The organism is Roseicella frigidaeris, from assembly GCF_003258945.1.
Classification (GTDB): Bacteria; Pseudomonadota; Alphaproteobacteria; order Acetobacterales; family Acetobacteraceae; genus Paracraurococcus; species Paracraurococcus frigidaeris.
The window spans coordinates 229,186-252,257 of sequence record NZ_QLIX01000003.1; the positions used below are offsets into that span (position 1 = coordinate 229,186).

Here is a 23,072-nt window from a genome sequence, read left to right on the forward strand (position 1 = left end):
GCGAATGCCCTGCGCCTGGCAAGCCTTATTCCGCGTCCTCCTGGCGCTCCGGCGCCGCTGCGGCGAAGGCCGGCAGGGCCCGGCAGGCGGCCTCCGCCGCCAGCAGCCGCGGCATGGCCTCGAGCGCCACGCCGAAGCGCCGCGCATTGTAGAGCTGCGGCACCAGGGCGATGTCGGCCAGGCCCGGCGCGGCGCCGAAGCAGAAGGGGCCGGGCTGGTCCCGCAGCAGCGCCTCGCAGGCGGCGAGCCCCTCGGCGATCACGTCATGCGCCCAGGCATTCGCCGCCTCCTGCGGCTGGCCGAGCCCCTTCACTCGGTTCAGCACCTTCAGGTTCTGCACCGCATGGATCTCGGCCGCGATGGCCTGGGCGAAGGCCCGCACCCGGGCGCGGGCCACCGGCTCGCGCGGCAGCAGCGGCGGCTCGGGATGGGTCTCGTCGAGATACTCGCAGATCGCCAGGGACTGGGTGAGGACGGTGCCGTCCTCCAATTGCAGCGCCGGCACCAGCCCCTGCGGGTTCAGCGCCAGATGCGCCGCGCCCCGCTGCTCGCCCCGGCGCAGGTGGACGAAGCGGTGCTCCGCTTCCAGGCCCTTCAGGTTGAGCGCGATGCGCACCCGGTAGGCGGCCGAGGAGCGCCAGTAATCGTAGAGGATCATGCCCGCCTCCCCAACATGCTGCGCGCGACGATCAGCCGCATCACCTCGTTGGTGCCCTCCAGGATGCGGTGGACGCGGAGGTCGCGGACGATCTTCTCGATGCCGTATTCCGCCAGGTAGCCATAGCCGCCGAGGAGCTGCAGCGCGTCGTCGGCGACCTTCGAGCAGGTATCGGTGACGAAGCGCTTGGCCATGGCGCAGAAGGCGGTGGCGTCCGGCGATTTCGCATCCAGCTTGGCGCAGGCGCGCCAGAGGAAGCTGCGCGCCACCTCCAGCTCGGTCTGCATGTCGGCCAGGCGGAACTGGGTGTTCTGGAAATCGGCGATGGCGCGGCCGAAGGCGCGGCGCTCCTGCACATAGGCGAGCGCCTTGTCGAGCGCCGCCTGGGCGCCGCCGAGCGAGCAGGCGGCGATGTTCAGCCGCCCGCCATCCAGCCCGGCCATGGCGAAGCGGAAGCCCTGCCCCTCCTCGCCGAGCAGCGCCGCGGCCGGCACCCGCGCGCCGTCGAAGATCACCGGCCGGGTCGGCTGGGCGTTCCAGCCCATCTTCTTCTCGTTGGCGCCGAAGGAAAGGCCCGGCGTCTCCTTCGGGACCAGCAGGGCGGAGACGCCGCCCGGCCCCTCCCCACCCGTCCGCACCATGGTGAGGTAGAGGTCGGAGACGCCGGCGCCGCTGATGAACTGCTTGCTGCCGTCGAGGACGTAATCCCCTCCCTCGCGCCGTGCCCGGGTGCGCAGCGCCGCGGCGTCGGAGCCGGAGCCCGGCTCGGTCAGGGCGTAGCTGGCGACCTTCCGCATCGGGATCAGCGCCGGCAGCCATTCCGCCCGCTGCGCCTCGCTGCCGAAGCGGTCGATCATCCAGGCGACCATGTTGTGGATGGAGAGATAGGCGGCGACGGTCGGGCAGCCGGTCGAGAGCGCCTCGAACACCACCGCCGCGTCGAGCCGGGTGAGGCCGGCGCCGCCGCTCTCCTCCCGCACATAGAGCGCGGCCATGCCGAGGGCGGCGGCCTCGCGCATCTCCTCCACGGGGAAGTGGCGGGCCTGATCCCATTCGAGGGCATGGGGCGCCAGCCGCTCGGCAGCGAAGGCGAGGGCGGTCTCGCGCAGCTCGCGCGTCGCCTCCGGCAGCTCGAAGGCGGCGGCGTGCGGCTGGGTGTCGAGCGGCATGGTGTCTCCTCCGTCCCGCGATATCAGCCAAAGCGTGAATCACGCCATCAAACAATGGCCTGGGCCCCGATCGGTGAAGCCGGTCGAACCGATCGGGGCCCGGGCGCCTATTCGGCCGCCAGCGCCACCGGCGCGCCGATCCCGGCCTCGATCGCCGCCATCCGCTCCCGCGCCGCCGCGGCGTTGCGGGCCTTGATATGGCCATAGCCCTTGATGCCGGAGGCCGCCTCGGCCCAGTCGCAGATCGCGGCATGGGTCGCCGGCGAGAGCCGGGGCAGCAGCCGCTCGATGCCGGCGCAGTACTCGCCGATCAGGGCCCGCTCCATCCGCCGCTCCTCGGTGCGGCCGAAGGGATCGAGGGGGGTGCCGCGCAGCGCCTTGCCGTGGCGCAGCCAGCCCATGGCCCGCAGCATCCAGGGCCCGAAGGCGCGCTTGCGCGGCAGGCCGGTGACCGGATCGGGCTTCGCCAGCAGCGGCGGGGCGAGGTTCAGCTCGATGCGCTGCGTGCCGGTGAAGTGCTGCGCCAGGCTCGCCCGCCATTCCGGCAGGCTGTGCAGCCGCGCCACCTCGTACTCGTCCTTGTAGGCCATGAGCCGGTGCAGCTGGGTGGCGACGGCCCGCGCCAGCCGCTCCTCCCCCGGCACCGCCACCTGCTCGGCGGCCTGCACCCGCGCGACGAAGCCGGCATAGGCGCGGGCATAGCGGGCGTTCTGATAGGCGGCGAGGTCGGCGGTGCGCCGCGCCAGCAGCGCCGCCAGCGTCTCCTCCTCCGGACTCAGGGGCAGGGGCGGGGCCAGCGCCGCCTGCCGGCCGAGGGCGAAGGCGGCCATGTTGCGCGCCACCTGGGCGCCGTTCAGCTCCAGCGCCCGGGTGATCGCCTCGGCCGTGAGCGGCACCAGCCCCCGCTGGTAGGCGATGCCGAGCAGCCAGACATTGAGGTAGATGAGGTCGCCCATCGCCTCCTCCACCGCCTGCACGCCGGGCAGGGCGACGACCTCGCGGCAGGCATCGCGGATGCTGGCCAGCATGCCCGCGCGGTCGTAGCGGGTGCTGGTGTCCTTCACGAATTGCGCGGTCGGCTGCAGATCCACGTTCAGCACCGCCATGGTGCGGTCGCTGCCGAGCAGCGGCCGGGCGGTGCGGCCATGCGCCACCACCATGTCGGCCGAGAGCAGCAGGTCGGCCTGGCCCATGCCGATGCGCGGCGCCTCGATGGTCTCGGGCGCCGCGCCGGGGCGGCCGATGCGGAGCTGGGCGAAGACGCCGCCGCCCTTCTGGGCGAGGCCGAGCATGTCGACCGAGCGGCTCGGCCGGCCCTCCAGATGCGCCGCCATGCCGAGGATGGCCGAGAGCGCGGTCACGCCCTGGCCGCCGACGCCGGCGAGCAGGATGTTGTAGGCCGGCTCGCCCTCCCGCACCTCCGGCCGCGTCGGCTCGGGCAGCACGCCATCGACGACGGGGGGCGCCTTCTTCACAGGCTCGGCGCCGACCAGCGTGACGAAGGAGGGGCAGAAGCCCTCGACGCAGGAGAGGTCCTGGTTGCAGGCGCTCTGGTCGATCTGCCGCTTGCGGCCGAAGGCGGTCTCCACCGGCTCGACGGCGAGGCAGTTCGAGGTGCGGGAGCAGTCGCCGCAATCCTCGCAGACCCGCGGATTGATGGCGACGCGCCGGTCGGCCGCCGCCTGGGTGCCGCGCTTGCGCTTGCGGCGCCGCTCGGTCGCGCATTGCTGGTCGTAGAGCAGCACGGTGACGCCCGGCACCTCGCGCAGCTCCCGCTGCACCAGGTCGAGCTCGCTGCGGTGGCGGTACTCGATGCCCGGCGGCATGCGCGCGTCGCCGACATGCCGCTCGGGGTCGTCGGAGACGACGACGATCTTCGCCACCCCCTCGGCCGCCATCTGCGCCGCGATCTCGGGCACGCCGAGCTCGCCCTCGGGCGTCTGGCCGCCGGTCATGGCGACGGCGCTGTTGACCAGGATCTTGTAGGTCATGGTGGCGCCGGCCGCGACCGCCTGGCGGATGGCGAGGCTGCCGGAATGCGCATAGGTGCCGTCGCCGATATTGACGAACATATGCGGCTCGGAGACGAAGGGCGCCATGCCGAGCCAGGGCATGCCCTCGGCGCCCATATGCGTGTAGAGATCGGTGTTGCGATCCATGTAGATCGCCAGCGTGTGGCAGCCGATGCCGGCCATGGCGTGGCTGCCCTCCGGCACCCGCGTGCTGGTGTTGTGCGGGCAGCCCGGGCAGAAATGCGGCGTCCGGTCATGGATCGGCGGCATCTGCAATTGGGCGATGCGGTCGAGCTGGCGGATGCGCTCGCGGAGCTGCTCGGTCTGCAGCGCCTCCGGCAGCCGGGCGGCGAGGGCCCGCAGCACCGCGCCGGTGTCGAGCTCGGTGAGGTCGGAGAGCAGGCGCCGCCCCTGCTCGTCGCGCTTGCCGGTGATGCGGGGGCGGTCCTCCAGGTGGTAGAGCGCGTCGCGGAGCTGCGGCTCGAGCACCGGCCGGCGGTCCTCGACCACCATCACCTCCTCCAGCCCGCGCGCGAAGGCCCGGGCGCCCTCGGCATCGAGCGGCCAGGCGAGCCCGACCTTCCACAGCCGGAGCCCGGCCATGCGGGCCAGCTCCTCGGTGATGCCGGCATCGCTGAGCGCCTGGCGCAGCGTCGCATAGCCGCGGCCGCGGGCGACGATGCCGAAGCGCGCCTGCGGGCTGTCGAGCGTGATGCGGTTCAGCCCGTTGGCGCGGGCGAAGGCGAGCGCCGCCGGCAGCTTGAAGTGCCGCAGCCGCTCCTCCTGCGGGATGGCATGGTCGCGCAGCCGGATGTGCACGCCATCGGCCGGGAAGGCGAAATCGGGCGTGACCGCGGCATAGGCGGCCGGGTCGACCAGCAGCGTGCCGGCGCCGTCCATGGTCTCGGCGACGCATTTCATGCCGACCCAGAGGCCGGCGAAGCGCGACATGTCGATCGCCTTCAGGCCGAATTCCAGGATCTCGGTGACGCCGGCCGGGTCGAGCACCGGCATCTCGACATCCACGAAGGAATATTCGCAGCCGGAGGTGATGGTGGACGACTTGCAGGAGGGGTCGTCGCCGGCCAGGGCCAGCACCCCGCCGCGCGGCGCGGTGCCGGCGGAGTTGGCATGCCGCAGCGCGTCGCCGCTGCGGTCGACCCCCGGCCCCTTGCCGTACCAGATGCCGAAGACGCCATCGAATTTCTGCCGGCCATAGAGCGCGACCTGCTGCGTGCCCCAGATGGCGGTGGCCGCCAGATCCTCGTTCAGCCCGGGGCGGAAGACGATGTTCGCCTCGGCCAGGCGCTTGCGCTGCTGCTGGAGCTGCTGGTCGTAGGTGCCGAGCGGCGAGCCGCGATAGCCGCTGATATAACCGGCGGTGTTCCAGCCCATCGCCCGGTCGAGCTGCTGGCGCAGCAGCGGCAGGCGGACCAGGGCCTGGATGCCGGTCAGCAGCAGCGTCTCGCCCGACTTCTCCCAGCGATCCTCAAGCGTCGCCTCGGGCCGTTGGATGCTGCCCATCTCGATCCCTCTTCTGGGTGGGGCAGCGCGGGGACGCCCCCGGCCGCCCGGCCTGGCCCCGACTCTCGGGCCGCCGGGACGCCGGGGCAAGGCCCGGTTTCGGGCGCCTCACCCCCGCCAGGCGGCGGCCGGATGCGGCGGCGCCAGCAGCGGGCCGGCGCCGAAGAGCTTCTCGCGGTAGCTGCCCGGGGCATATCCGCGCTTGTAGGCGCCCCGCTCCTGCAGCGCCGGCACCAGCAGGTCGGCCACCGCCTCGATGCATTCCGGCATGATGGTGCGGGAGAGGTTGAAGCCATCCGCCCCGGTCGCCTCGCAGAAGGCAATCAGCGCCTCGGCAACCTCGTCCGGGCCGCCGACCAGGGGCTTCTGCCGGCTGCCGAGGACGAACTGGTCGATCAGGTGGCGCTTGGTCCAGCCGGGGCCGAAGACCCGGGCCATGGCCTCGACATTGGAGGCGATGGCGTTGCTGCCGGTGGCGGCGACCGGCTCGTCCAGGCCGAAGCGGTCGAAATCGATGCCGAGCGAGGCGCTGGCATGCGCCAGCGCGCCCTCGGTGCTGGCATGGCGGCGATACTCCTCCAGCAGGTCGCGCGCCTCGGCGCCGGTGCGGCCGAGGATGAGGGTGGCGCCGACGAAGACGCGGATCGGCCGCGGCGCCGCCCGGGCCCGCAGGTCGGCGACCAGCCGGGCGACGTTCTCCGGGCTGGAGGGGTTGAGGAAGACGCATTCGGCATGGCGGGCGGCGAATGCCCGGCCGCGCTCCGAGGCGCCGGCCTGGTAGAGCACCGGGGTCCGCTGCGGCGAGGGCTCGCAGAGATGGATCGCCTCGATGCCGCCGGCCCGGACCAGGCGGACCCGCATGGGGTCGGCATAGACCCCGGCGGCGCGGTCGGCCCGCACCGCCCCCTCGCCCCAGCTTCCCTCCCAGAGCCCGTAGGCCGCGTCCATGACCGTCTCGGCCGCGGCGTAGCGGTCGTCATGCGCCGGCTGCGCGGCCAGCCCCATGGCGCGGGCGGCGCTGTCGAGATAGCCGGTGACGATGTTCCAGCCGATGCGCCCCTCGGTCAGGTGGTCGAGGGTCGAGAAGCGGCGCGCCAGCAGCGCCGCCGGCTCGTAGCTGCAATTGACGGTGACGCCGAAGCCGAGATGCCGCGTCGCCGCCGCCATGGCCGGCACCAGCAGCATCGGGTCGAGCAGCGGCACCTGCACCGCCTGCCGCAGCGCGGCATCCGGCCGGCCGCCGAGAAGGTCGTAGACGCCGACGACATCGGCGAGGAAGAGCCCGTCGAACAGCCCGCGCTCCAGCGTGCGGGCCAGGCCGGTCCAGTACTCCAGCCGGCGGTAGTCGGTGGAGCGGTCGCGGGGATGCGTCCACATGCCGTGCTGGATATGGCCGATGCAGGCCATGTCGAAGGCGTTGAGGCGGATCTCGCGGGGCATCGGGCGAGACTACCGCCGAACCGCGCCGGGGCCAGCCCGCCCGGCGCCTCGGCGGGGCGGCCTCAGTGCCGCGCCGCCTCCAGGGCATCGTAGTGCCGCTTCACGCAGGAATAGCCGAACAGCACGCCGAAGCCGAAGAGCCCGAGGCCGAAGACATGCAGGTAGTCCTGCGCCATGCCGGCGGCGAGCAGCCCGGCCACCGCGATGAGGACGGAGAGGACGAGGAAGAAGATGGTGCTGGCGCTCATCGGCGGGGCTCCTTGCGGGGTGGTTCGTCGAACAGGATGCGGGAGGCGGCGCCGTCCAGGTCCTCGTACTGGCCCGAACGGAGGTTCCAGAGGAAGGCAACGAGGCCGAGCACGCCCATGAGGAGGGCGATCGGCACCAGGAAGATCAGGACGTCCATGCGGCCTCCTTTCCGGCGCGCAGCGAGTTGCCGATCACGACCAGCGAGGAGGAGGCCATGACCAGGGCCGCGATCAGCGGCGTCACCAGCCCGGCGACCGCCAGCGGCACGGCGACGACATTGTAGGCGAGGCTGAAGGCGATGTTCTGCCGCGCCAGGCGCTGTGCCCGGCGGGCGGTGCGGATGGCGCCCGGCAGGGTGGCGAGCCCCTCGGCGCGCAAGACCAGGTCGGCGGCGCTCTGCGCCAGGTCGGTGCCGTCGCCCGGGCAGGCCGAGACATGCGCCAGCGCCAGCGCCGCGGCGTCGTTGATGCCGTCGCCGACCATCAGCGGGCGGTGCCCCGCCGCGCGCAGCGCCTCGATCCGCGCCGCCTTCTCGGCCGGCAAGACCGCGGCGGCCCAGCGCTCGATGCCGGCGCGGGAGGCGATGCTCGCCACCGCCGGTTGGGCATCGCCCGAGAGCAGCTCGGTGGCGAGGCCGAGCCCGCCCAGCGCCCGCACCACCGCGGACGCCTCCGGCCGCAGCCGGTCGGCGAAGCGGAAGGCGACCGGCGCTTCCCCCGGCGCGGCGTACCACAGGCTGAGCCCCCGATCCGGCCCGGCGGTGCCGAGGAAGCGGGCGCTGCCGAGGCGCCGGCCATCGGCGGCGCGCAGGCCCTGCCCGGGCAGCTCCTCGACGCCCGCCGCGGCCGGCGCCTCCGGGCAGGCCGCGGCGAGCGCCCGGGCCAGCGGATGCCGGCTCGCCCGCGCCAGGCTGGCCGCCTCGCGCAGCGTCGCCTCGCTCCAGGGGCCGGGCAGCAGGGTCGGGCGCCCCTCGGTCAGGGTGCCGGTCTTGTCCAGCACCGCATGATCGGCCGAGGCCAGCCGCTCCAGCGCCGTGCCGTTGGCGACCAGCACGCCGCGGCGGAACAGCGCCCCGACCGCGACCGCCTGCACCGCCGGCACGGCGATGGCGAAGCCGCAGGGACAGGTGACGATCAGCGCCGCGACGGCCGGCACCAGCGCCTCCTGCCAGGGCAGGCCGGCGCCGAGCCACCAGCCGAGGAAGGTCGCCAGCGCCACCGCATGCACCGCCGGCACGTAGAAGCGCACCGCCCGCTCGGCGATGTCGACGAAGCGGGACTTCGCCTGCTCGGCACGCTCCAGCAGCCGGGCCATGGCGGCGAGGGAGCCATCGGCGGCGGCGGCGGTGACGCGGGCGGTGAAGGGCGCGCCCATGTTCACCGCGCCGGCCGGCAGCGCCTCGCCGGCGGCGAAGCTCCGCGGCAGGCTCTCGCCGGTGGTCGCGCTGGCATCGAGCAGCGCCTCGCCCGCCTCCAGCACCGCATCCAGCCGCAGCCGCTCCCCGGCCGCGACCAGCAACCGCTCCCCGGCCTGCAGCGCGGCGACCGGCACCGCCTGGGCCGCGCCCTCGGCATCGAGGCGGGTGACCATGCCCTCCTGCAGCGCCAGCAGCTCGGCCACCGCCTGCCGGGCGCGGCGGCGCGCGGCGCGGTCCAGCACCCGCCCGGCGAGCAGCAGGGCGAGCAGCGCGGTCGCGCCGTCGAACCAGGTGTAGGGGCCGTTGCGCAGCGTCTCGCTCAGCGACATGGCGGTGGTCGCCAGCACGCCGAGCGCGACGGCCATGTCCATGGTGAGCCGCCCGGCCCTGAGCCCGGCGAGGGCGTTGCGGTAGATCGGCATCCCGGCAACGAGCACCACCGGCAGGCCGATCAGCGCCGCCAGCCAGTGCATGGCGTTGCGCGTCGCCTCCCCCATGTCGCCGCCGACCCAGACGGCGACCGAGAGCATCATCACGTTCATGGCGCCGAAGGCGGCGATGCCGAGGGCGCGCAGCAACGCCCGCCCCTCGGCATCCTCGCTCGCCCTGAGGCAGGCGGCGGACCAGGGGGCGGTGCGGAAGCCGAGCCGCGCCAGCAGCGCGACGAAGTCGTTGGCGCGGGCGGCGGGGCCGTCCCAGGCGAGGGTGAGCCGGCGGGTCGAGAGGGCGAGGCGGGCGCGGGCGACATCGGGCTCGGCGGCCAGGGCCTGCTCCACCAGCCAGACGCAGGCGCCGCAGGTGAGGCCGGCGACCATCAGCTCCAGGCTGTGCCCGCCGCGCGGCTCCGCCCGCACATGCGGCGTGATGTCCGGCACCGGCCCCTCGACGGGCGGGCGCAGGCTGCCATCCGCCGCCTCGCGCCGCCGGTAGAAGGCATCGAGGCCGAGGCCGGAGACCAGCGCATGCGCGCCCTCGCAGCCGGCGCAGCAGAAGCGGGCCCGGCCATCGACCGGCGCTGCCCCGGCCCCTGCCACCGGCGCGCCGCCCATCGGCGCGCCACAATGCGCGCAGCGGCCGGCCGCCTCCGGCCCCTGCAGGGCGGAGAGGGTCACGGCGCCAGCACCCGCTCGCGGATGTCCCGGTGACGGCCATCCGGGGCGGTCAGGCGCAGCCGCGCCTCCCACTGCCCCGGGCGCAGCTCGACCGGCGCCCGCCAGCGCCCGGGCGCCACCGGCTCGAGGGCGATCTCGATCTCGGTGCCCTCGATCGGCCGGCGCATCACGCCCTCCAGCCGCCCGGCGACCGGCCTGCCATCCGGGCCGGTGACGGCGACCTGCAGCCACTCCCCGGCGAGGCGGACCACCGGCTGCCAGCCGAGCGCGTCCTGCCGCGCCGCCTCCTCCAGCACATGGTTGTAGGCGCGGCCCTTGTCGTAGGACTTGCCGACGGTGACGCCGGTGAAGGTGGAGACGGCGAAGTAGATCAGCCCGCCATTCACCGCGACCACGAGCAGCAGGCCGCCGACGAAGACCCAGGGGATCCAGCCGCTGCGGCGGGGCGACGCGAGATGCGCGCTCATGGCTTCGGTCCGAGGAAGACGCTGCTGGTGGAGACCGCGACGCGGCCGCGGGCATCCACCAGGCGGAAGGTGACGGGCACGCTCTCCGGCAGGCGCAGCCCGGCCGGGGCGGTGACGAGGGCGCGCCACTGGGTGATGCCGTCCGGCCGCGTGGTCAGCACCGGCGCGCCGGCGGGGTCGCTCTCGGCGTCCAGCACGATCAGGTTCAGGCCGGCCGGCGCCTCCAGCGCCAGGCTGTAGGCCTCGACGCCCGGAGTCTTGTCGCCGAGCTTCAGCGTATAGGCGTTGCGGATGCCGCCATCGGAGAGGCGGACGAAGATCGGCGCCCGGTCGCGGATGACGGCGAGCGAGGTGGTCTGGCGCAGCAGCCAGGCGCCGCCCATGGCGGCGACCACCAGCGCCAGCGCGCCGGCATAGACCAGGGTGCGGGCGCGGAGGAAGCGCGGCACGCGCCGCACCTGCATGCCGCAGGCCCGGCGCTGCGGCCCGGGCGGCAGGGCGCCGGCGGCGGCCTCGCTCGCCGCCAGGTTGGCCAGCGTCTCGAAGGCGATCAGCCCGCGCGGCCGCTGCAGCCGGGTCATCACGTCGTCGCAGGCATCGATGCAGAGGCCGCAGCCGATGCATTCCATCTGCTGGCCGTCGCGGATGTCGATGCCGGTCGGGCAGACATGCACGCAGGCGCGGCAGTCGACGCAGTCGCCCACCCCCTCCGCCTTGGCCTTGCCGCGGGGCTCGCCGCGCCAGGCGCGGTAGGTGACGACGAGGGAGTTCTCGTCCAGCATCGCCGCCTGGAAGCGCGGCCAGGGGCACATATAGGTGCAGACCTGCTCGCGGGCCCAGCCGGCCAGCAGGTAGGTGGTCGCGGTGAACAGGCCGAAGAAGAAATAGACCTCGAGGCTCGCCTGCCCGGTGAAGAAGCGCGGCGTCATCTCGAGGGCGTCGTTGAAGTACATGATCCAGGCGCCGCCGGTCGCCGCGGCGATGCCGAGCCAGACCGCGTGCGTCAGCCCCTTCTTGACCACCCATTCCCGGGTCCAGGGCTTCAGGTCGAGCCGCATCCGGGCGTTGCGGTCGCCCTGGATCCGCCGCTCGACCAGCATGAAGAGGTCGGTCCAGACCGTCTGCGGGCAGGTGAAGCCGCACCAGACGCGGCCGAACAGGCTGGTCGCGGCGAAGAGGCCGATGGCGCCGAGCACCAGCAGGCCGGTCAGGTAGTAGACCTCCTGCGGCCAGATCTCGATCCAGAAGAAGAAGAGCCGGCCGGCATTCATGTCGACCAGCACCGCCTGGTCCGGCATGTCCGGGCCGCGATCCCAGCGGATCAGCGGCACCGTGTAGTAGAGCAGCAGGCAGAGGACGAGGATCAGCCACTTCGCCCGGCGGACCCGCCCCTGCACCGCCTTCGGGTAGACCTTCTGGCGCTTGGCGTAGAGAGGGGCCGCCGGGGTTGCGCCGGAGGCGGCGGGCGCCTCCGGTCTGGTCTGCTCGGGTAGCTTCAACGCGCCCATGATAACGTCTGCCTACTCGCCGCCGCCCAGTGCGTGGACATAGACGGTCAGCATGTTGATGATGGCGGGGTCCAGCCGCTTGCCCCAGGCCGGCATGACGCCGGCATGCGCGAAGCTGACGCTGCGCAGGACGCTCGCCCTGTCGCCGCCGTAGAGCCACACCTGGTCGGACAGGCGCGGCGCGCCCATCTCGCGGTTGCCTTCGCCCTTCTCGCCATGGCAGGCAACGCAGTTCTCGGCGAAGAGTGCCTCGCCGCGCCCGGCCGCCGCGGCATCCGCCGCCTGGCCGCTCAGCGAGAGCACGTAGTCGGTGACATCGCCCACCTGGTCCGGCTTCAGGATGCCGTCGGCGAGGAAGCGCGGCATGGCGATGCCGCGGGCCTCCGGGTCCTCGCCGTTGCGCACGCCATGCGTGATGGTGAAGTGGATGTCCTCGAAGCTGCCGCCATAGAGCCAGTCGTCGTCGGCGAGCGTCGGGAAGCCGCCCGCCGCGCCCTGGCCGCCGGCGCCGTGGCAGGCGGCGCAGTTGTTGGCGAAGGCGATGCGGCCGCCGGCGAGCGCGAAATTGCGCAGCTCGGGGTCCGCCGCGATCGCCGCCGGCGTCGCGGCGCGCAGCCGGGCCAGCATCGGCTCCTGCTTCGCGCGCTCCGCCTCCAGCTCGGGCCCGATGGCGCCGCGCGCCGTCCAGCCGGTGACGCCGTGCAGCCCGGTGACCGGGAGGGCCGGGTAGAGGATCATCCACACCACGGCGAAGACGATGGTGGCGTAGAAGAGGTAGAGCCACCACCGCGGCAGCGGCGTGTTCAGCTCCTTCAGCCCGTCCCACTCATGGCCGGTGGTCTCCCGGCCGGTGACGCTGTCCTTCTCGATCTTGGTCGGCATCGTCAGGTGTTCCCGTGGCCGTGGCCAGGCTCGTCCCGCAGCGGGATGTCGGCCAGGCGCTCGAAATGCCGCCGCTTCGACGGGCGCAGCACGTAGACGAGGATCCCGAGGAAGAGGACGAAGAACCACACCACCCAGATGGTGGAGAGGAGGGAGTGCAGGGATTCGACGGTCATGCCACCGGCTCCTACTGCTGCCGGACCTGGTCGGGCGTGACGTCGCGGAACTGCACCAGCGTGCCGAGCATCTGCAGATAGGCCACCAGCGCGTCCATCTCCGTCACCTCCCGGGGGTTGCCGTCGAAGACGCCCTGCCGGGCCCGGGCGTAGCGGCTGGCGAAGCCGCTGGCATCGGCATCCGCCGAGGCCTGCGCCTCCAGGTCGGCCCGGGCATTGGCGATCATCTCGTCGGTGTAGGGGGTGCCGAGCGTCCGCTGCGCCTTCAGCTTGGCCTCGATCGCGCCGATATCAAGCGGCCGGTCGAGGAAGGCATAGGGCGGCATCACGCTCTCGGGCACCACGGCGCGCGGGCTGCGCAGATGCGCGGCGTGCCAGTCATCCGAGTACTTGCCGCCGAGCCGCGCCAGGTCGGGCCCGGTGCGCTTCGAGCCCCACTGGAAGGGGTGGTCGTACATGCTCTCGGCGGCGAGGCTGTAGGGGCCGTAGCGCTCGGCCTCGTCGCGGAAGGGCCGCACCATCTGGCTGTGGCAGACATAGCAGCCCTCGCGCACGTAGATGTCGCGGCCCGCGAGCTCGAGCGGCGTGTAGGGGCGCACGCCCTCCACCCGCTCGATCGTCGTCTCGATGGTGAAGAGAGGCACGATCTGCACCAGCCCGCCGATCGAGACGGTGATGAGCGTCAGCACGCCCATCAGGATCAGGTTGCGCTCGATGATGCCGTGGTCACGGAGGAAGCGGAACATGGGTGGGTCCTCCTTCACTCGGCCGGCGCGGGGGCGAAGGCCGGCTGCGGCGCCGTCTCGGCCAGCGCGGTGGAGCGCACGGTCATCCACAGGTTGTAGGCCATGAGCAGCGCCCCGGTGAGGTAGAGCAGCCCGCCGAGCATGCGGATCGCGTAGTAGGGATGCATCGCCGCCACCGTCTCGACGAAGCTGTACTGGAGGAAGCCGAGCTCGTCATAGGCGCGCCACATCAGCCCCTGCATGATGCCGCTGACCCACATCGAGGTGATGTAGAGGACGATGCCGAGGGTCGCGAGCCAGAAGTGCCAGGAGACGAGCTTCTCGCTGTACAGGCCGGCCTTCTTCCAGAGCTTGGGGAACAGGTAGTACATGGCGCCGAAGGTGATGAAGCCGTTCCAGCCGAGCGCGCCGGAATGCACGTGGCCGATGGTCCAGTCGGTGTAGTGCGACAGGCTGTTGACCGCCTTGATCGACATCACAGGCCCCTCGAAGGTCGCCATGGCGTAGAAGCCGACCGCGGTGACCGAGAAGCGCAGCGCCGGGTTGGTGCGCAGCTTGTCCCAGGCGCCCGAGAGGGTCATCAGCCCGTTGATCATGCCGCCCCAGGAGGGCATCCAGAGCATGACCGAGAAGACCATGCCGAGGGTCTGCGTCCAGTCCGGCAGCGCCGTGTAGTGCAGGTGGTGCGGGCCGGCCCAGATGTAGAGGAAGATCAGCGACCAGAAATGGATGATCGAGAGCCGGTAGGAATAGACCGGCCGGTCCGCCTGCTTCGGGATGAAGTAGTACATCATGCCGAGGAAGCCGGCGGTCAGGAAGAAGCCCACCGCGTTGTGGCCGTACCACCACTGGATCATCGCGTCCTGCACGCCGGTCCAGACGACGTAGGACTTGCCCGTGCCGCCGCCGACCGGCAGCGCCAGGTTGTTGACGATGTGCAGCATGGCGATGGTGATGATGAAGGCGAGGTAGAACCAGTTCGCCACGTAGATATGCGGCTCCTGCCGGCGCAGGATGGTGCCGCCGAAGGCCACCAGGTAGGCGACCCAGACCACCGTCAGCCAGAGATCGACGTACCATTCGGGCTCGGCATATTCCTTCGACTGGGTGACGCCCAGCACGTAGCCGAGCGCCGCGGCGACGATGAAGAACTGGTAGCCCCAGAACAGGAACCAGCCCATGTCCTCGCCGCCGAACAGCCGTGCCCGGCAGGTCCGCTGCACCACGTAGAGGGAGGTGCAGAGCAGCGCGTTGCCGCCGAAGGCGAAGATGACCGCCGAGGTGTGCACCGGCCGCAGGCGCCCGAAGGTCGTCCATTCGAGGTCGAGGTTGAGCAGCGGCCAGGTGAGCTGCGAGGCGATGACGACCCCCATGAGGAAGCCGACCACGCCCCAGAAGATGGTGGCGACGGCGAAAGCGCGCAGCGGCGCCTCGATAATGGTGAACTCCCCCGCCGGCGCGTCACCGGCGGTGGGATCGGCATGGGCCGCGACGGCCATGAAGCGGAACTCCCCTGAGGTCGGCCGGACGGACTCGCTCCGTCGGACCGCGCGCACAGGCACATCGCGCTTTTCCTGCCGCTTGGTCCTTGATGAAGATCAAGCCGTCCTGGGCCAGAAACCGATACGGTGATATATCTCGCCGCAACCAAGGGATGGATGCAAGTGACGATCGATACGCTGCCCCTTGCCAATCATTCCGCGGTCCGGATCCGCCAGGTCGCCACCGACGCCCCCTGGCACTGGCTGACGGCGGGCTGGCAGGACCTCCTCGCCCTGCGGGCGCTGGATCTGGCCTATGGCGGCGCCGTCTGCCTCGCCGGCTGGCTGCTCTCGCTGTTGCTCTTCGAGGCCGGCGTGCTCTGGGCCATCCTGCCCGCCAGCTCCGGCTTCTTCCTGGTCGGGCCGCTGCTCGCCGCCGGCCTCTACGAGGCGAGCCGGCTGCGCGAGACGGGCCGCCGGGCGACGCTCGCGGACATCCTCGGCCCCTTCCGCCGCAACGGCTCGCAACTCGCCTTCCTCGGGATGGTGCTGCTGGTGATCCACCTCTTCTGGGTGCGCATCGCCGGCCTGCTCTTCATGCTGTTCTTCGGGCCGCGGGGGGTGCCGGACCTGAAATCCCTGCCCTTCAGCCTGTTGCAATCGGATCAGTTGCTTCCCTTCCTCGTCATCGGCACCGGCTTCGGCTTCGTCCTCGCCACGGCGAGCTTCGCCGCCGCGGCGGTCTCGGTGCCGATGCTGGTGGACCGCGAGGTCTCCGCCCTCGAGGCGGTCACCGTCAGCATCCAGGCGGTGATCGAGAACTGGCGGCCGATGCTGCTCTGGGCGGCCCTGATCGTGGTCTTCACCGGCCTCGCGCTGGTGCCCTTCTATCTCGGCCTGGTATTGGTCTTCCCGTTGATCGGCCATGCGAGCTGGCACGCCTACCGCGCCCTGGTCGTGCCCGCGGCGGCGGAGCGGCCCGCCGGCCTCGCCTGAGCGGCGGCGCCGCGAAGCCCGGCGGTTTGCGCCCGGCTGGCCGGGGGGCCTAAACCCCCCGCTGTCCGCGATCCCTGGAATACGATGCCGCACGCCTTAGAGGCACCCTTCGCACTTCTCCAGAGAGTTTATGCGAGCGTCTTCGGCGTCCGCGACGGCTGGCTCGAGCATGCCTCCGATGCCAGCCGGATCGCCTCCCTGGCGATCTTCCTCGGCGTCGCGGGCGGCCTGGCGCTGCTCATCTGCGAGCGCAGCCTGCGCGGCCGCGCGGTGGCCGCCTTCGCCGGCATGGCCGGGCTGGTGCTCGCCTTCTGCCTCATGACGGGCGGGCTCGAGGATGTGCAGATCCACATCCACCGCGTCGCCGCCTTCGCCGGGCAGCTCCGCGAGGGCATGCCGGGCCTGATGCTCGTCGACCCGGTCTCGGGCGAGGGCCTGCCGGTCTTCGTCTTCTACAGCCCGCTCCCCTATGTGCTGCCCATCCTGCTGGATCTCGCGGGGCTGCCGGCGATGTTCGCCTATCGCCTCAGCCTGGCGGCCTATTTCTGCCTCTTCGCCCTCGGCCTCTACCGGCTGACGCTGGCGCAGGCCCGCGCCGCCGATGCCGCGGCGGCGCGCGAGCCAAGCTTCCTCGCCGCCAGCCTCTTCCTCGGCTGCGCCTACATCGCCGGGATCTGGGCGGTGCGCTCGGCCTTCGCCGAGATCGTCGTGCTCTGTCTCGTGCCCTGGGCGGTCCTGCTGCTGCGCGAGGGCGGCCGCTGGCGCCTCGCCTGCATCCTCGCGGCCCAGATGGCGAGCCACCCGATCGTCTTCCCGCAGGCCTTCCTCGCCACCATCCTGCTCGGCCTGGGCCTGTCCGACCGGCCGCCGCTGGCGCTGCTCCGCCGCCTCGTCCTGCCCACCATCGGGGCGCTGGCGCTCTCCTCCCCCTTTTGGGCGCCGCAGGTGCTGTGGGAGCCGGCCATCGGCGGCGCGGCGGCCACCCCCTTCCAGTTCCGCGACTCCTTCTTCTCCTGGCGCGGGATGCTGCACCCCGTCGACCACCACAATCTCGGCCCCTGGTTCCTCCTCGCGCTGCTCGCCCTGCTGGTGCAGGTGGTGCGGCACCGGCGCGCGACCGGCTGGCGCGGGGCGATGCTCGGCCTCGCCTTCGCCGCCTCGATCGCGATGCAGCTCGAGATCCTGCGCCCGCTGACGCTCAGCCTGCCCTTCCTCGAACGCGGGCAGTTCATCTGGCGGATGATGTCGCTTGCCGCCCTGCTCGGCTTCGGGGCGCTGCTGCTGGGGTGGCGCGACATCCCGCGGCGGACCTTCCGCCTGCTCTGCTGCGCCACCGCGGCCAATCTCGTGGTGATGGTCGCCCTTCTCGGCGGCCACAAGGCGGCGCTCATCCTGGCCTTCGCGCCGGACCAGGCCTATCGCACCGATTACCCGAGCTACAACACCCCGGCCTTTCACCTGGGCTTCGGCTTCTCCGAGTTCTATCCGAACTACGCCGCCCTGCCGGAGACCTGCCCGGCCATCGGCGCGGCGCCGCCGGAGCCGGTGAGCTATGCCGCGGCGCGCGGCGGCGTCGTGGTCCATGGCCCCATCCTGGCCATGCCCCGCGGCCCGCTCCGCTTCGTCTCGTACCGCCTCGACGACCGGCCGCTGCTGCCGGCCGGGCGGTGCGGCGACGACCTCGTCTTCGGCCCCCTGGACGGGGCCGGGCGCTTCCTGGTCGATGAGGGCCGGATCGCCCTCCTGTTCTGGGTTCGCCTGGTCGTCGGCTTCGCCATCATCGCCGGCGCGGCGCTGGCGATCGGCGCCGGGCCGCGCCGCTCGCCCGGCCGGGATGCCATGGCATCGCCCGGCGCCTGAGGGGCAGGAAAGTGAAGCCTTCCTGGGCTCGGTATCAGGCCGGGGCGTCCGACAGTCCGCTCGGCCGGTGCTCGCTGACGATGTAGAGCGGCCGCTGCTTCGCCTCATTGAAGATGCGGCCGAGATACTCGCCGATGACGCCGAGCGTCATGAGCTGCACGCTGCCGAGCAGGAGCACCACCGTCATCAGGCTGGGATAGCCGGGGACCGGATCGCCGTAGAACAGGGCCATGAGCACCACGCGCGCGCCATAGGCCAGGGCGATGAGCGCCGTCACCAGGCCGAGCCAGGTCGCCATGCGCAGCGGCACGGTGGTGAAGGAGGTGATGCCCTCGATGGAGAGATCGAGCAGCCGGGCGTAGTTCCACTTCGTCCTGCCGGCCGCCCGCGCCGCGCGGTCATAGGGCACGGCGAGCGAGGGGAAGCCGACCCAGGCGAAGAGCCCCTTCATGAAGCGGTGCCGCTCCCGCAGCCGCAGCAGCGCATCCACCGCACGGCGGCTCATCAGCCGGAAGTCGCCGACATCCGGAGGCAGCTGCACCGGCCCGCCGATCCGCGCCATGACGCGATAGAAGCCATGCGCGGTCGCCTTCTTCAGCCAGCCCTCCCCGGCGCGCGACCGGCGCTGGGCATAGACCACGTCGAAGCCGCGCTGCCAGCCGGCGATGAGGTCGGGGATCACCTCCGGCGGGTCCTGCAGGTCGATATCGATGACCATGACCGCGTCGGTGGCCTGGGCGTGATCCAGCCCGGCCGTCATCGCGGCCTCCTTGCCGAAATTGCGGGACAGACTGACGACCGCGGCGTTGGGCGCGCGCTGCTGCAAGGCCTGCAGGAGGGCCGCGCTGCCGTCGCGCGATCCGTCATCGACATAGACCACCTCCCAGCGGCGGCCGGTCGCATCCATCACCGCAACGAGGCGGCGGTGGAATTCCTCGATGACCTCGACCTCGTTATAGAGCGGGACCACGATCGAGAGGGATGGCGCGGAATCGGCGGCGAGGGTCTGCAGCGACGGCCGGGCGTTTTGCAGGCTGAGTGGGACGTTCATCGCAGCTTCCCATTGATCGCAACGATTGCAAACCGATAGCTTGCTCACGACCCATAGAGAGCCTACACGCTTTGTCAATACTGGACGAAGACTGGCGCGGCGGACCGACCACCCGTATCAAGCCGATACATTGCTTTGTCTTAAGTGTAACTCATTTTAATTCTGTCATGATCGCCGGCGGCGCCGGTTTTTCTTCCATTGTCCTGCGCCGTCTTCTACCGCTCGGTCGCGAACCGGCTCCTGGTCGAGGCGTCTACAGCAGCCAGGGGGCATCGCTCGCCGCCGCGGCCGAGACCGTGCCGCCGAGGCCGCCCGTGCCGCCCCGCCAGCCGGCATCGGCGCCGAGGCCGTCGGCGACCCAGACGCCGGCCGCCGGCTGGTGCGCCAGCGCCTCCTCGCCCAGCGCCAGGTCCACCACGAGCTGGGCGCGGCTCTCGCCGGCGGCGAGGCGCGCCAATTCCTCGCCGAGCTCCGACGCGGCCGGCGCCCGGCCGATCGTGTTGTGGTACAGGGCGGCGATCGCCTCCGCATCGGCGGCCGGCAGCGCGGCGAGGCCCGGCAGGCCGGCGATGACCTCCACCCAGGGCCGGCCCGCCTCCGCCTGCGTCACCAGCGCCGCCAGCAGCGTCGCATCGGCCGCGTGCCCGGTCAGCGCCTGGACGAGGGATGCCGCCTGCAGGCCGGACGAGGCGGCACCGATATCCTGGTGCCCATCGAGGAATTGCAGGCGGGTCGCGCCGGGCAGGACGAGCTGCGGACCCTCGGCGAGGGTGAGCTGCGGCTCGCCCGGCACCGGCTGCTCGATCGCGGCGACCGTCCGGCTCTCCCGCAGGGCGATCGCCGTGTCGGAGGCGGCATAGGAGAAGCCGGCCCGGCTTTCCCCCGGTTGCAGCTCGGCGCCCTGCATCGCCGGGTCGGTCACCCGGATCTGCAGCGTGAAGGCGGCGGATTGGTGGCCGTCCGAGACCTCGATGATGAGCGGGCGCTGCGGCATGTCGTCGAGGCCGAGGCTGATGCCGGGTCTCAGCCGCAGCGCGTTGCCCGCCACCTCGAAGCGCCAGGCCTCGTCCGCGGGGAAGGAGAAGGAGAAGGGCCCGGTGCTGTCGGGGTCGCTCACCGCCAGGGTGCCGATCGCGGCGCCGATCGCCCCGGCCGCCACCCGGCCGCCCTCGGCGAAGGCGAGGCCGGTCGGCGGCGTGTCGTCGCTATCGAGCACCGTGACGCTGCGCGGCGTCGGGTCGTCCAGCACCGAGCCGTCGTCATAGGTGAAGCGCAGGCCGAAGCTGAGCACCGGGTCGCGCCCGGCGGCGAGCAGCGCCTCGAAATCCACCGCCGCCGCCGGCGCGATCCAGACGGCGTTGAGGCCGGTGAGCAGGCTGGCGCTGAATGCCAGGGCATCCGGCCCGGTGACCTCGACCGCCACCAACCCGTCGAGATCGCCGGCGAGGGACAGCGTCCCCGCCCAATCCAGCGGTCCGCTGCCCTCGGTCAGGCTCGCCGGCAGCAGGCCGGAGACGAGTAACGAACGTACCATGACTTGATCGTTCCATGAGACGATCCCATGAAACGAGACATCAGGTTAAAAATAGTTTAACCATGAGACGCCGTCCCATGCCAGGCGATGGCTGGGACGGCGCCGGCTGGCCTGCGGGCCCCTTCAGGCGACGAGGCGCAACGCCATCGCCAGCAGCACCAGGCCGTTCAGCGCGAAGAGCACGCCGCCCGCGCGCCGCATCCCAGCGCCCCAGCGCCGGCCGAAGAAGCGCCCGAGCAGCGCCACGCCCGCCAGCGCCGGCACGGTGCCGAGCACGAAGCCGAGCATCGCCAGGGCGCCGCCCAGGGCGCTGCCCGCCGCCGCCGCCGCCGCCAGCGCGCCATAGAGCAACCCGCAGGGCAGCGCCGAGAGCAACAGGCCGAGCAGCACCCCGCGCCAGCCCTGCGGCGCCGCCAGCAGCCGCCCGACCTGGCGTTGCAGCGCCGGCGGCAAACCCGGCCCGCCGCCGCCGCGGCGCGGCAGCGCGATGCCGAGGCGCGGCAGGGCCTGGGCCAGCATCAGCAGCGCCGCCAGCAGCAGCAGCAGGGCGAGCAGCCAGCGCAGCCCGCTCGCCAGCGTCACCAGCCCGGCCGCGCCGCCGGCCAGCGCGCCGAGCGCGCCGTAGCCGAGCATCCGCCCCGCCTGGTAGGGCAGCAGCGCCGCCCCGGCCAGCCGTTGCAGCCGGCCGCCCCCGGCGCCGAGGCCGGTCGCCGCCTGCGCCAGCACGAAGGGGGCGCACATGGTCGCGCAATGGGTCAGCCCGCCCGCCAGCCCGGCCAGGAACAGCGTGCCGACCAGCGCCGGCACGCCGCCGGGCCCGAGCGCGGCCAGGTCATGCAGGCAATCGGCGAGCATGGAACTCCTCGGTGGGCCGGCGACCGCCGGGCCTCCCTCGGGCGGGGGCCCGCGAGGCCGCCCGGCGGGTGCGTGGAGGCGGGTCTTTACCCCGGTCCCGGCCCCGGCGCATTGCGGCGGCGCAAATCCCCAGCAGGACCAGGGCCCGGCACTTCGCCATCCCGCCCGGCGCCGGATCCGCTGTAGACTCGGCGGCCAAGAAACCCCACCGGAGGAACCGCATGACCCGCCTGACCCTCGCCGGCGCGGCGCTCGCCCTCGTCGCGCTGGCCGCCCCGGCCCTGGCGCAGCCGGCCCCCAGCATGGGCTTCTTCATCACCAGCGCCAATCCCGGCAAGGGCGGCGACCTGGGCGGGCTGGCCGGCGCCGATGCGCATTGCCAGGCCCTCGCCCAGGCCGCCGGCGCCGGCAACCGCAGCTGGCGCGCCTATCTCAGCACCCAGGGCGCCGGCGCGGAGAATGCCCGCGACCGCATCGGCCGCGGCCCCTGGCGCAATGCCCGCGGCGAGGTGGTGGCCGACAGCCTGCAGGAACTGCACGACGGCGCGCCGAAGCTCACCAAGCAGACCGCGCTGACCGAGCGCGGCGCGGTGGTGAACGGCCGCGGCGACACGCCCAACATGCACGACATCCTCACCGGCTCGCAGCCCGACGGCACCGCCTTCGCCGCCGGCGAGGACCGCACCTGCGGCAACTGGACCAGCGGCGATGCCGGCTCGGCCATGCTCGGCCATAGCGACCGGATCGGGCTGAACGACTCGCCGCCGATGAAGTCCTGGAATTCCTCGCACCCCTCGCGCGGCTGCACCATGGAGGCGCTGAAGGCGACCGGCGGCGCCGGGCTGCTCTACTGCTTCGCGGCGGACTGACGGCCGCTCGGCGACGCGGCGCCGTTGGCCTCCGGCGCCGACGGGCCTACATCCCGGGGATGCGCCAGCCTCCCCTCGCAGTCACCATGGGCGAGCCCGCCGGCATCGGCGGCGAGATCGCCGTCGCCGCCTGGCAGGCCCTGCGCGAGAGCGGGCCGGCCTTCTTCCTCATCGACGACGCGACGCGGCTGCGGGGCGCGCCGATCCACCGCATCCAGGCGCCCGAACAGGCCCTGGCCGCCTTCCAGGCGGCGCTGCCCGTCCTGCACCGGCCCCTGCCCCAGCCGGCGGTGCCCGGCCGGATCGATCCCGCCAACGCGCCCGCCGTCATCGCCGCCATCGACGAGGCGGTGGCGCTGGCCAGGGCCGGGCGGGCGGGCGGCATCGTCACCAACCCGATCCAAAAAGCCGCCCTCTACGCCGCCGGCTTCGCGCATCCCGGCCATACCGAATACCTCGCCGAGATCGCCGGCACCGGCAGGCCGCCGGTGATGCTGCTCGCCTGCCCGGAGCTGCGCGTCGTGCCGGTGACGATCCATGAGCCGCTGCGCCAGGCGATCGCCCGCCTCACGCCCGCGCTCATCATCGAGACGGCGCGGCTGACGGCGGCCGGGCTGCGACAGGATTTCGGCATCGCCGCGCCGCGGCTGGCCATCGCCGGGCTCAACCCGCATGCCGGCGAGGAGGGCACGCTCGGCACCGAGGACCGCGACATCGTCGCCCCGGCGGTCGCCGCGCTGCGCGCCGAGGGCATCGACGCGCGCGGCCCCGTCCCGCCCGACACCATGTTCACCGCCAAGGCGCGGCCCGGCTACGACGTGGCGCTCGGCCTCTATCACGACCAGGCGCTGATCCCGATCAAGACGCTCGACATGGCGGGCGGGGTGAATGTCACGCTCGGCCTGTCCATCGTCCGCACCAGCCCGGACCATGGCACCGCCCTCGACATCGCCGGCAGTGGCCGCGCCGATCCGGGCAGCCTGATCGCCGCCATCCGCCTCGCCGCCGCGATCGCCGCCAACCGCCGCGCCGCCGCCACCTGAACCCGCCGCCATATCCGGGACGC

At 72.7% G+C, this 23,072-nt stretch carries 20 protein-coding genes; 4 read left to right on the forward strand and 16 right to left on the reverse strand.

Annotated features, from left to right (window positions below; all coding sequences use genetic code 11):
• Nucleotides 1-25 precede the first annotated feature (25 nt).
• From maiA to ccoN, 13 genes are all read right to left on the reverse strand, one after another.
• Complete coding sequence (maiA, locus tag DOO78_RS06475) at nt 26-658, reverse strand: maleylacetoacetate isomerase (RefSeq protein WP_111468916.1); 633 nt, start codon at nt 656-658, stop codon at nt 26-28.
• Entirely contained in the window at nt 655-1,827 is a 1,173-nt protein-coding gene (locus tag DOO78_RS06480; protein ID WP_111468917.1) for an acyl-CoA dehydrogenase family protein, read from the reverse strand. The genes maiA and DOO78_RS06480 overlap by 4 nt, the downstream gene beginning before the upstream one ends.
• A gap of 107 nt (nt 1,828-1,934) precedes the next feature.
• On the reverse strand, nt 1,935-5,363 hold the full coding sequence (locus DOO78_RS06485; RefSeq protein ID WP_111468918.1) for an indolepyruvate ferredoxin oxidoreductase family protein: 3,429 nt from the start codon (nt 5,361-5,363) through the stop codon (nt 1,935-1,937).
• A gap of 108 nt (nt 5,364-5,471) precedes the next feature.
• Nucleotides 5,472-6,803, reverse strand: coding sequence for an NtaA/DmoA family FMN-dependent monooxygenase (locus DOO78_RS06490; protein ID WP_111468919.1), 1,332 nt, complete (start codon nt 6,801-6,803; stop codon nt 5,472-5,474).
• Nucleotides 6,804-6,865: 62 nt separating this feature from the next.
• On the reverse strand, nt 6,866-7,051 hold the full coding sequence (locus DOO78_RS06495) for a hypothetical protein (protein WP_111468920.1): 186 nt from the start codon (nt 7,049-7,051) through the stop codon (nt 6,866-6,868).
• Nucleotides 7,048-7,209, reverse strand: a complete 162-nt coding sequence (ccoS, locus tag DOO78_RS06500; protein WP_111468921.1) for a cbb3-type cytochrome oxidase assembly protein CcoS — start codon at nt 7,207-7,209, stop codon at nt 7,048-7,050. Before ccoS ends, DOO78_RS06495 begins: the two co-directional genes overlap by 4 nt.
• Nucleotides 7,197-9,581, reverse strand: coding sequence for a heavy metal translocating P-type ATPase (locus DOO78_RS06505; RefSeq protein ID WP_243634428.1), 2,385 nt, complete (start codon nt 9,579-9,581; stop codon nt 7,197-7,199). The genes ccoS and DOO78_RS06505 overlap by 13 nt, the downstream gene beginning before the upstream one ends.
• A complete protein-coding gene (locus DOO78_RS06510) occupies nt 9,578-10,048 on the reverse strand; it encodes a FixH family protein (protein WP_111468923.1) in 471 nt (156 codons plus the stop codon). The genes DOO78_RS06505 and DOO78_RS06510 overlap by 4 nt, the downstream gene beginning before the upstream one ends.
• A complete protein-coding gene (gene ccoG / locus DOO78_RS06515) occupies nt 10,045-11,547 on the reverse strand; it encodes a cytochrome c oxidase accessory protein CcoG (protein WP_243634429.1) in 1,503 nt (500 codons plus the stop codon). Before ccoG ends, DOO78_RS06510 begins: the two co-directional genes overlap by 4 nt.
• A gap of 21 nt (nt 11,548-11,568) precedes the next feature.
• Entirely contained in the window at nt 11,569-12,438 is an 870-nt protein-coding gene (gene ccoP / locus DOO78_RS06520) for a cytochrome-c oxidase, cbb3-type subunit III (RefSeq protein ID WP_111468925.1), read from the reverse strand.
• A 2-nt stretch (nt 12,439-12,440) separates the two neighbouring features.
• A complete protein-coding gene (locus DOO78_RS06525) occupies nt 12,441-12,614 on the reverse strand; it encodes a cbb3-type cytochrome oxidase subunit 3 (protein ID WP_111468926.1) in 174 nt (57 codons plus the stop codon).
• Nucleotides 12,615-12,625: 11 nt separating this feature from the next.
• Complete coding sequence (gene ccoO / locus DOO78_RS06530) at nt 12,626-13,360, reverse strand: cytochrome-c oxidase, cbb3-type subunit II (RefSeq protein WP_111468927.1); 735 nt, start codon at nt 13,358-13,360, stop codon at nt 12,626-12,628.
• A 14-nt stretch (nt 13,361-13,374) separates the two neighbouring features.
• Nucleotides 13,375-14,859 (reverse strand): cytochrome-c oxidase, cbb3-type subunit I, encoded by a 1,485-nt coding sequence (gene ccoN / locus DOO78_RS06535; RefSeq protein ID WP_111468928.1) that lies wholly within the window; start codon nt 14,857-14,859, stop codon nt 13,375-13,377.
• A gap of 165 nt (nt 14,860-15,024) precedes the next feature.
• Here ccoN and DOO78_RS06540 point away from each other — a divergent pair, with 165 nt between their 5' ends.
• Nucleotides 15,025-15,837 (forward strand): DUF2189 domain-containing protein, encoded by an 813-nt coding sequence (locus DOO78_RS06540; protein WP_165838754.1) that lies wholly within the window; start codon nt 15,025-15,027, stop codon nt 15,835-15,837.
• 84 nt (nt 15,838-15,921) lie between these two features.
• Nucleotides 15,922-17,697 (forward strand): hypothetical protein, encoded by a 1,776-nt coding sequence (locus DOO78_RS06545; RefSeq protein WP_111468930.1) that lies wholly within the window; start codon nt 15,922-15,924, stop codon nt 17,695-17,697.
• A 34-nt stretch (nt 17,698-17,731) separates the two neighbouring features.
• Here the strand turns inward: DOO78_RS06545 and DOO78_RS06550 are convergent, their stop codons facing one another.
• From DOO78_RS06550 to DOO78_RS06560, 3 genes are all read right to left on the reverse strand, one after another.
• Nucleotides 17,732-18,748 carry a glycosyltransferase family 2 protein gene (locus DOO78_RS06550; RefSeq protein ID WP_165838755.1) on the reverse strand — a complete coding sequence of 339 codons (1,017 nt, stop codon included), beginning with the start codon at nt 18,746-18,748 and terminating at the stop codon, nt 17,732-17,734.
• Between the two features lie 253 nt (nt 18,749-19,001).
• Nucleotides 19,002-20,282 (reverse strand): hypothetical protein, encoded by a 1,281-nt coding sequence (locus DOO78_RS06555; protein ID WP_111468931.1) that lies wholly within the window; start codon nt 20,280-20,282, stop codon nt 19,002-19,004.
• A 123-nt stretch (nt 20,283-20,405) separates the two neighbouring features.
• Nucleotides 20,406-21,137: an urease accessory protein UreH domain-containing protein gene (locus tag DOO78_RS06560; RefSeq protein WP_111468932.1), complete on the reverse strand. Its 732-nt coding sequence runs from the start codon at nt 21,135-21,137 to the stop codon at nt 20,406-20,408.
• Between the two features lie 221 nt (nt 21,138-21,358).
• Between DOO78_RS06560 and DOO78_RS06565 the strand changes: the two genes are divergently transcribed.
• Together DOO78_RS06565 and pdxA are read left to right on the forward strand one after the other, a co-directional pair.
• Nucleotides 21,359-22,006, forward strand: a complete 648-nt coding sequence (locus tag DOO78_RS06565) for a hypothetical protein (RefSeq protein WP_111468933.1) — start codon at nt 21,359-21,361, stop codon at nt 22,004-22,006.
• Between the two features lie 59 nt (nt 22,007-22,065).
• Entirely contained in the window at nt 22,066-23,049 is a 984-nt protein-coding gene (pdxA, locus tag DOO78_RS06570) for a 4-hydroxythreonine-4-phosphate dehydrogenase PdxA (RefSeq protein WP_111468934.1), read from the forward strand.
• The last annotated feature ends 23 nt before the right edge of the window (nt 23,050-23,072 follow it).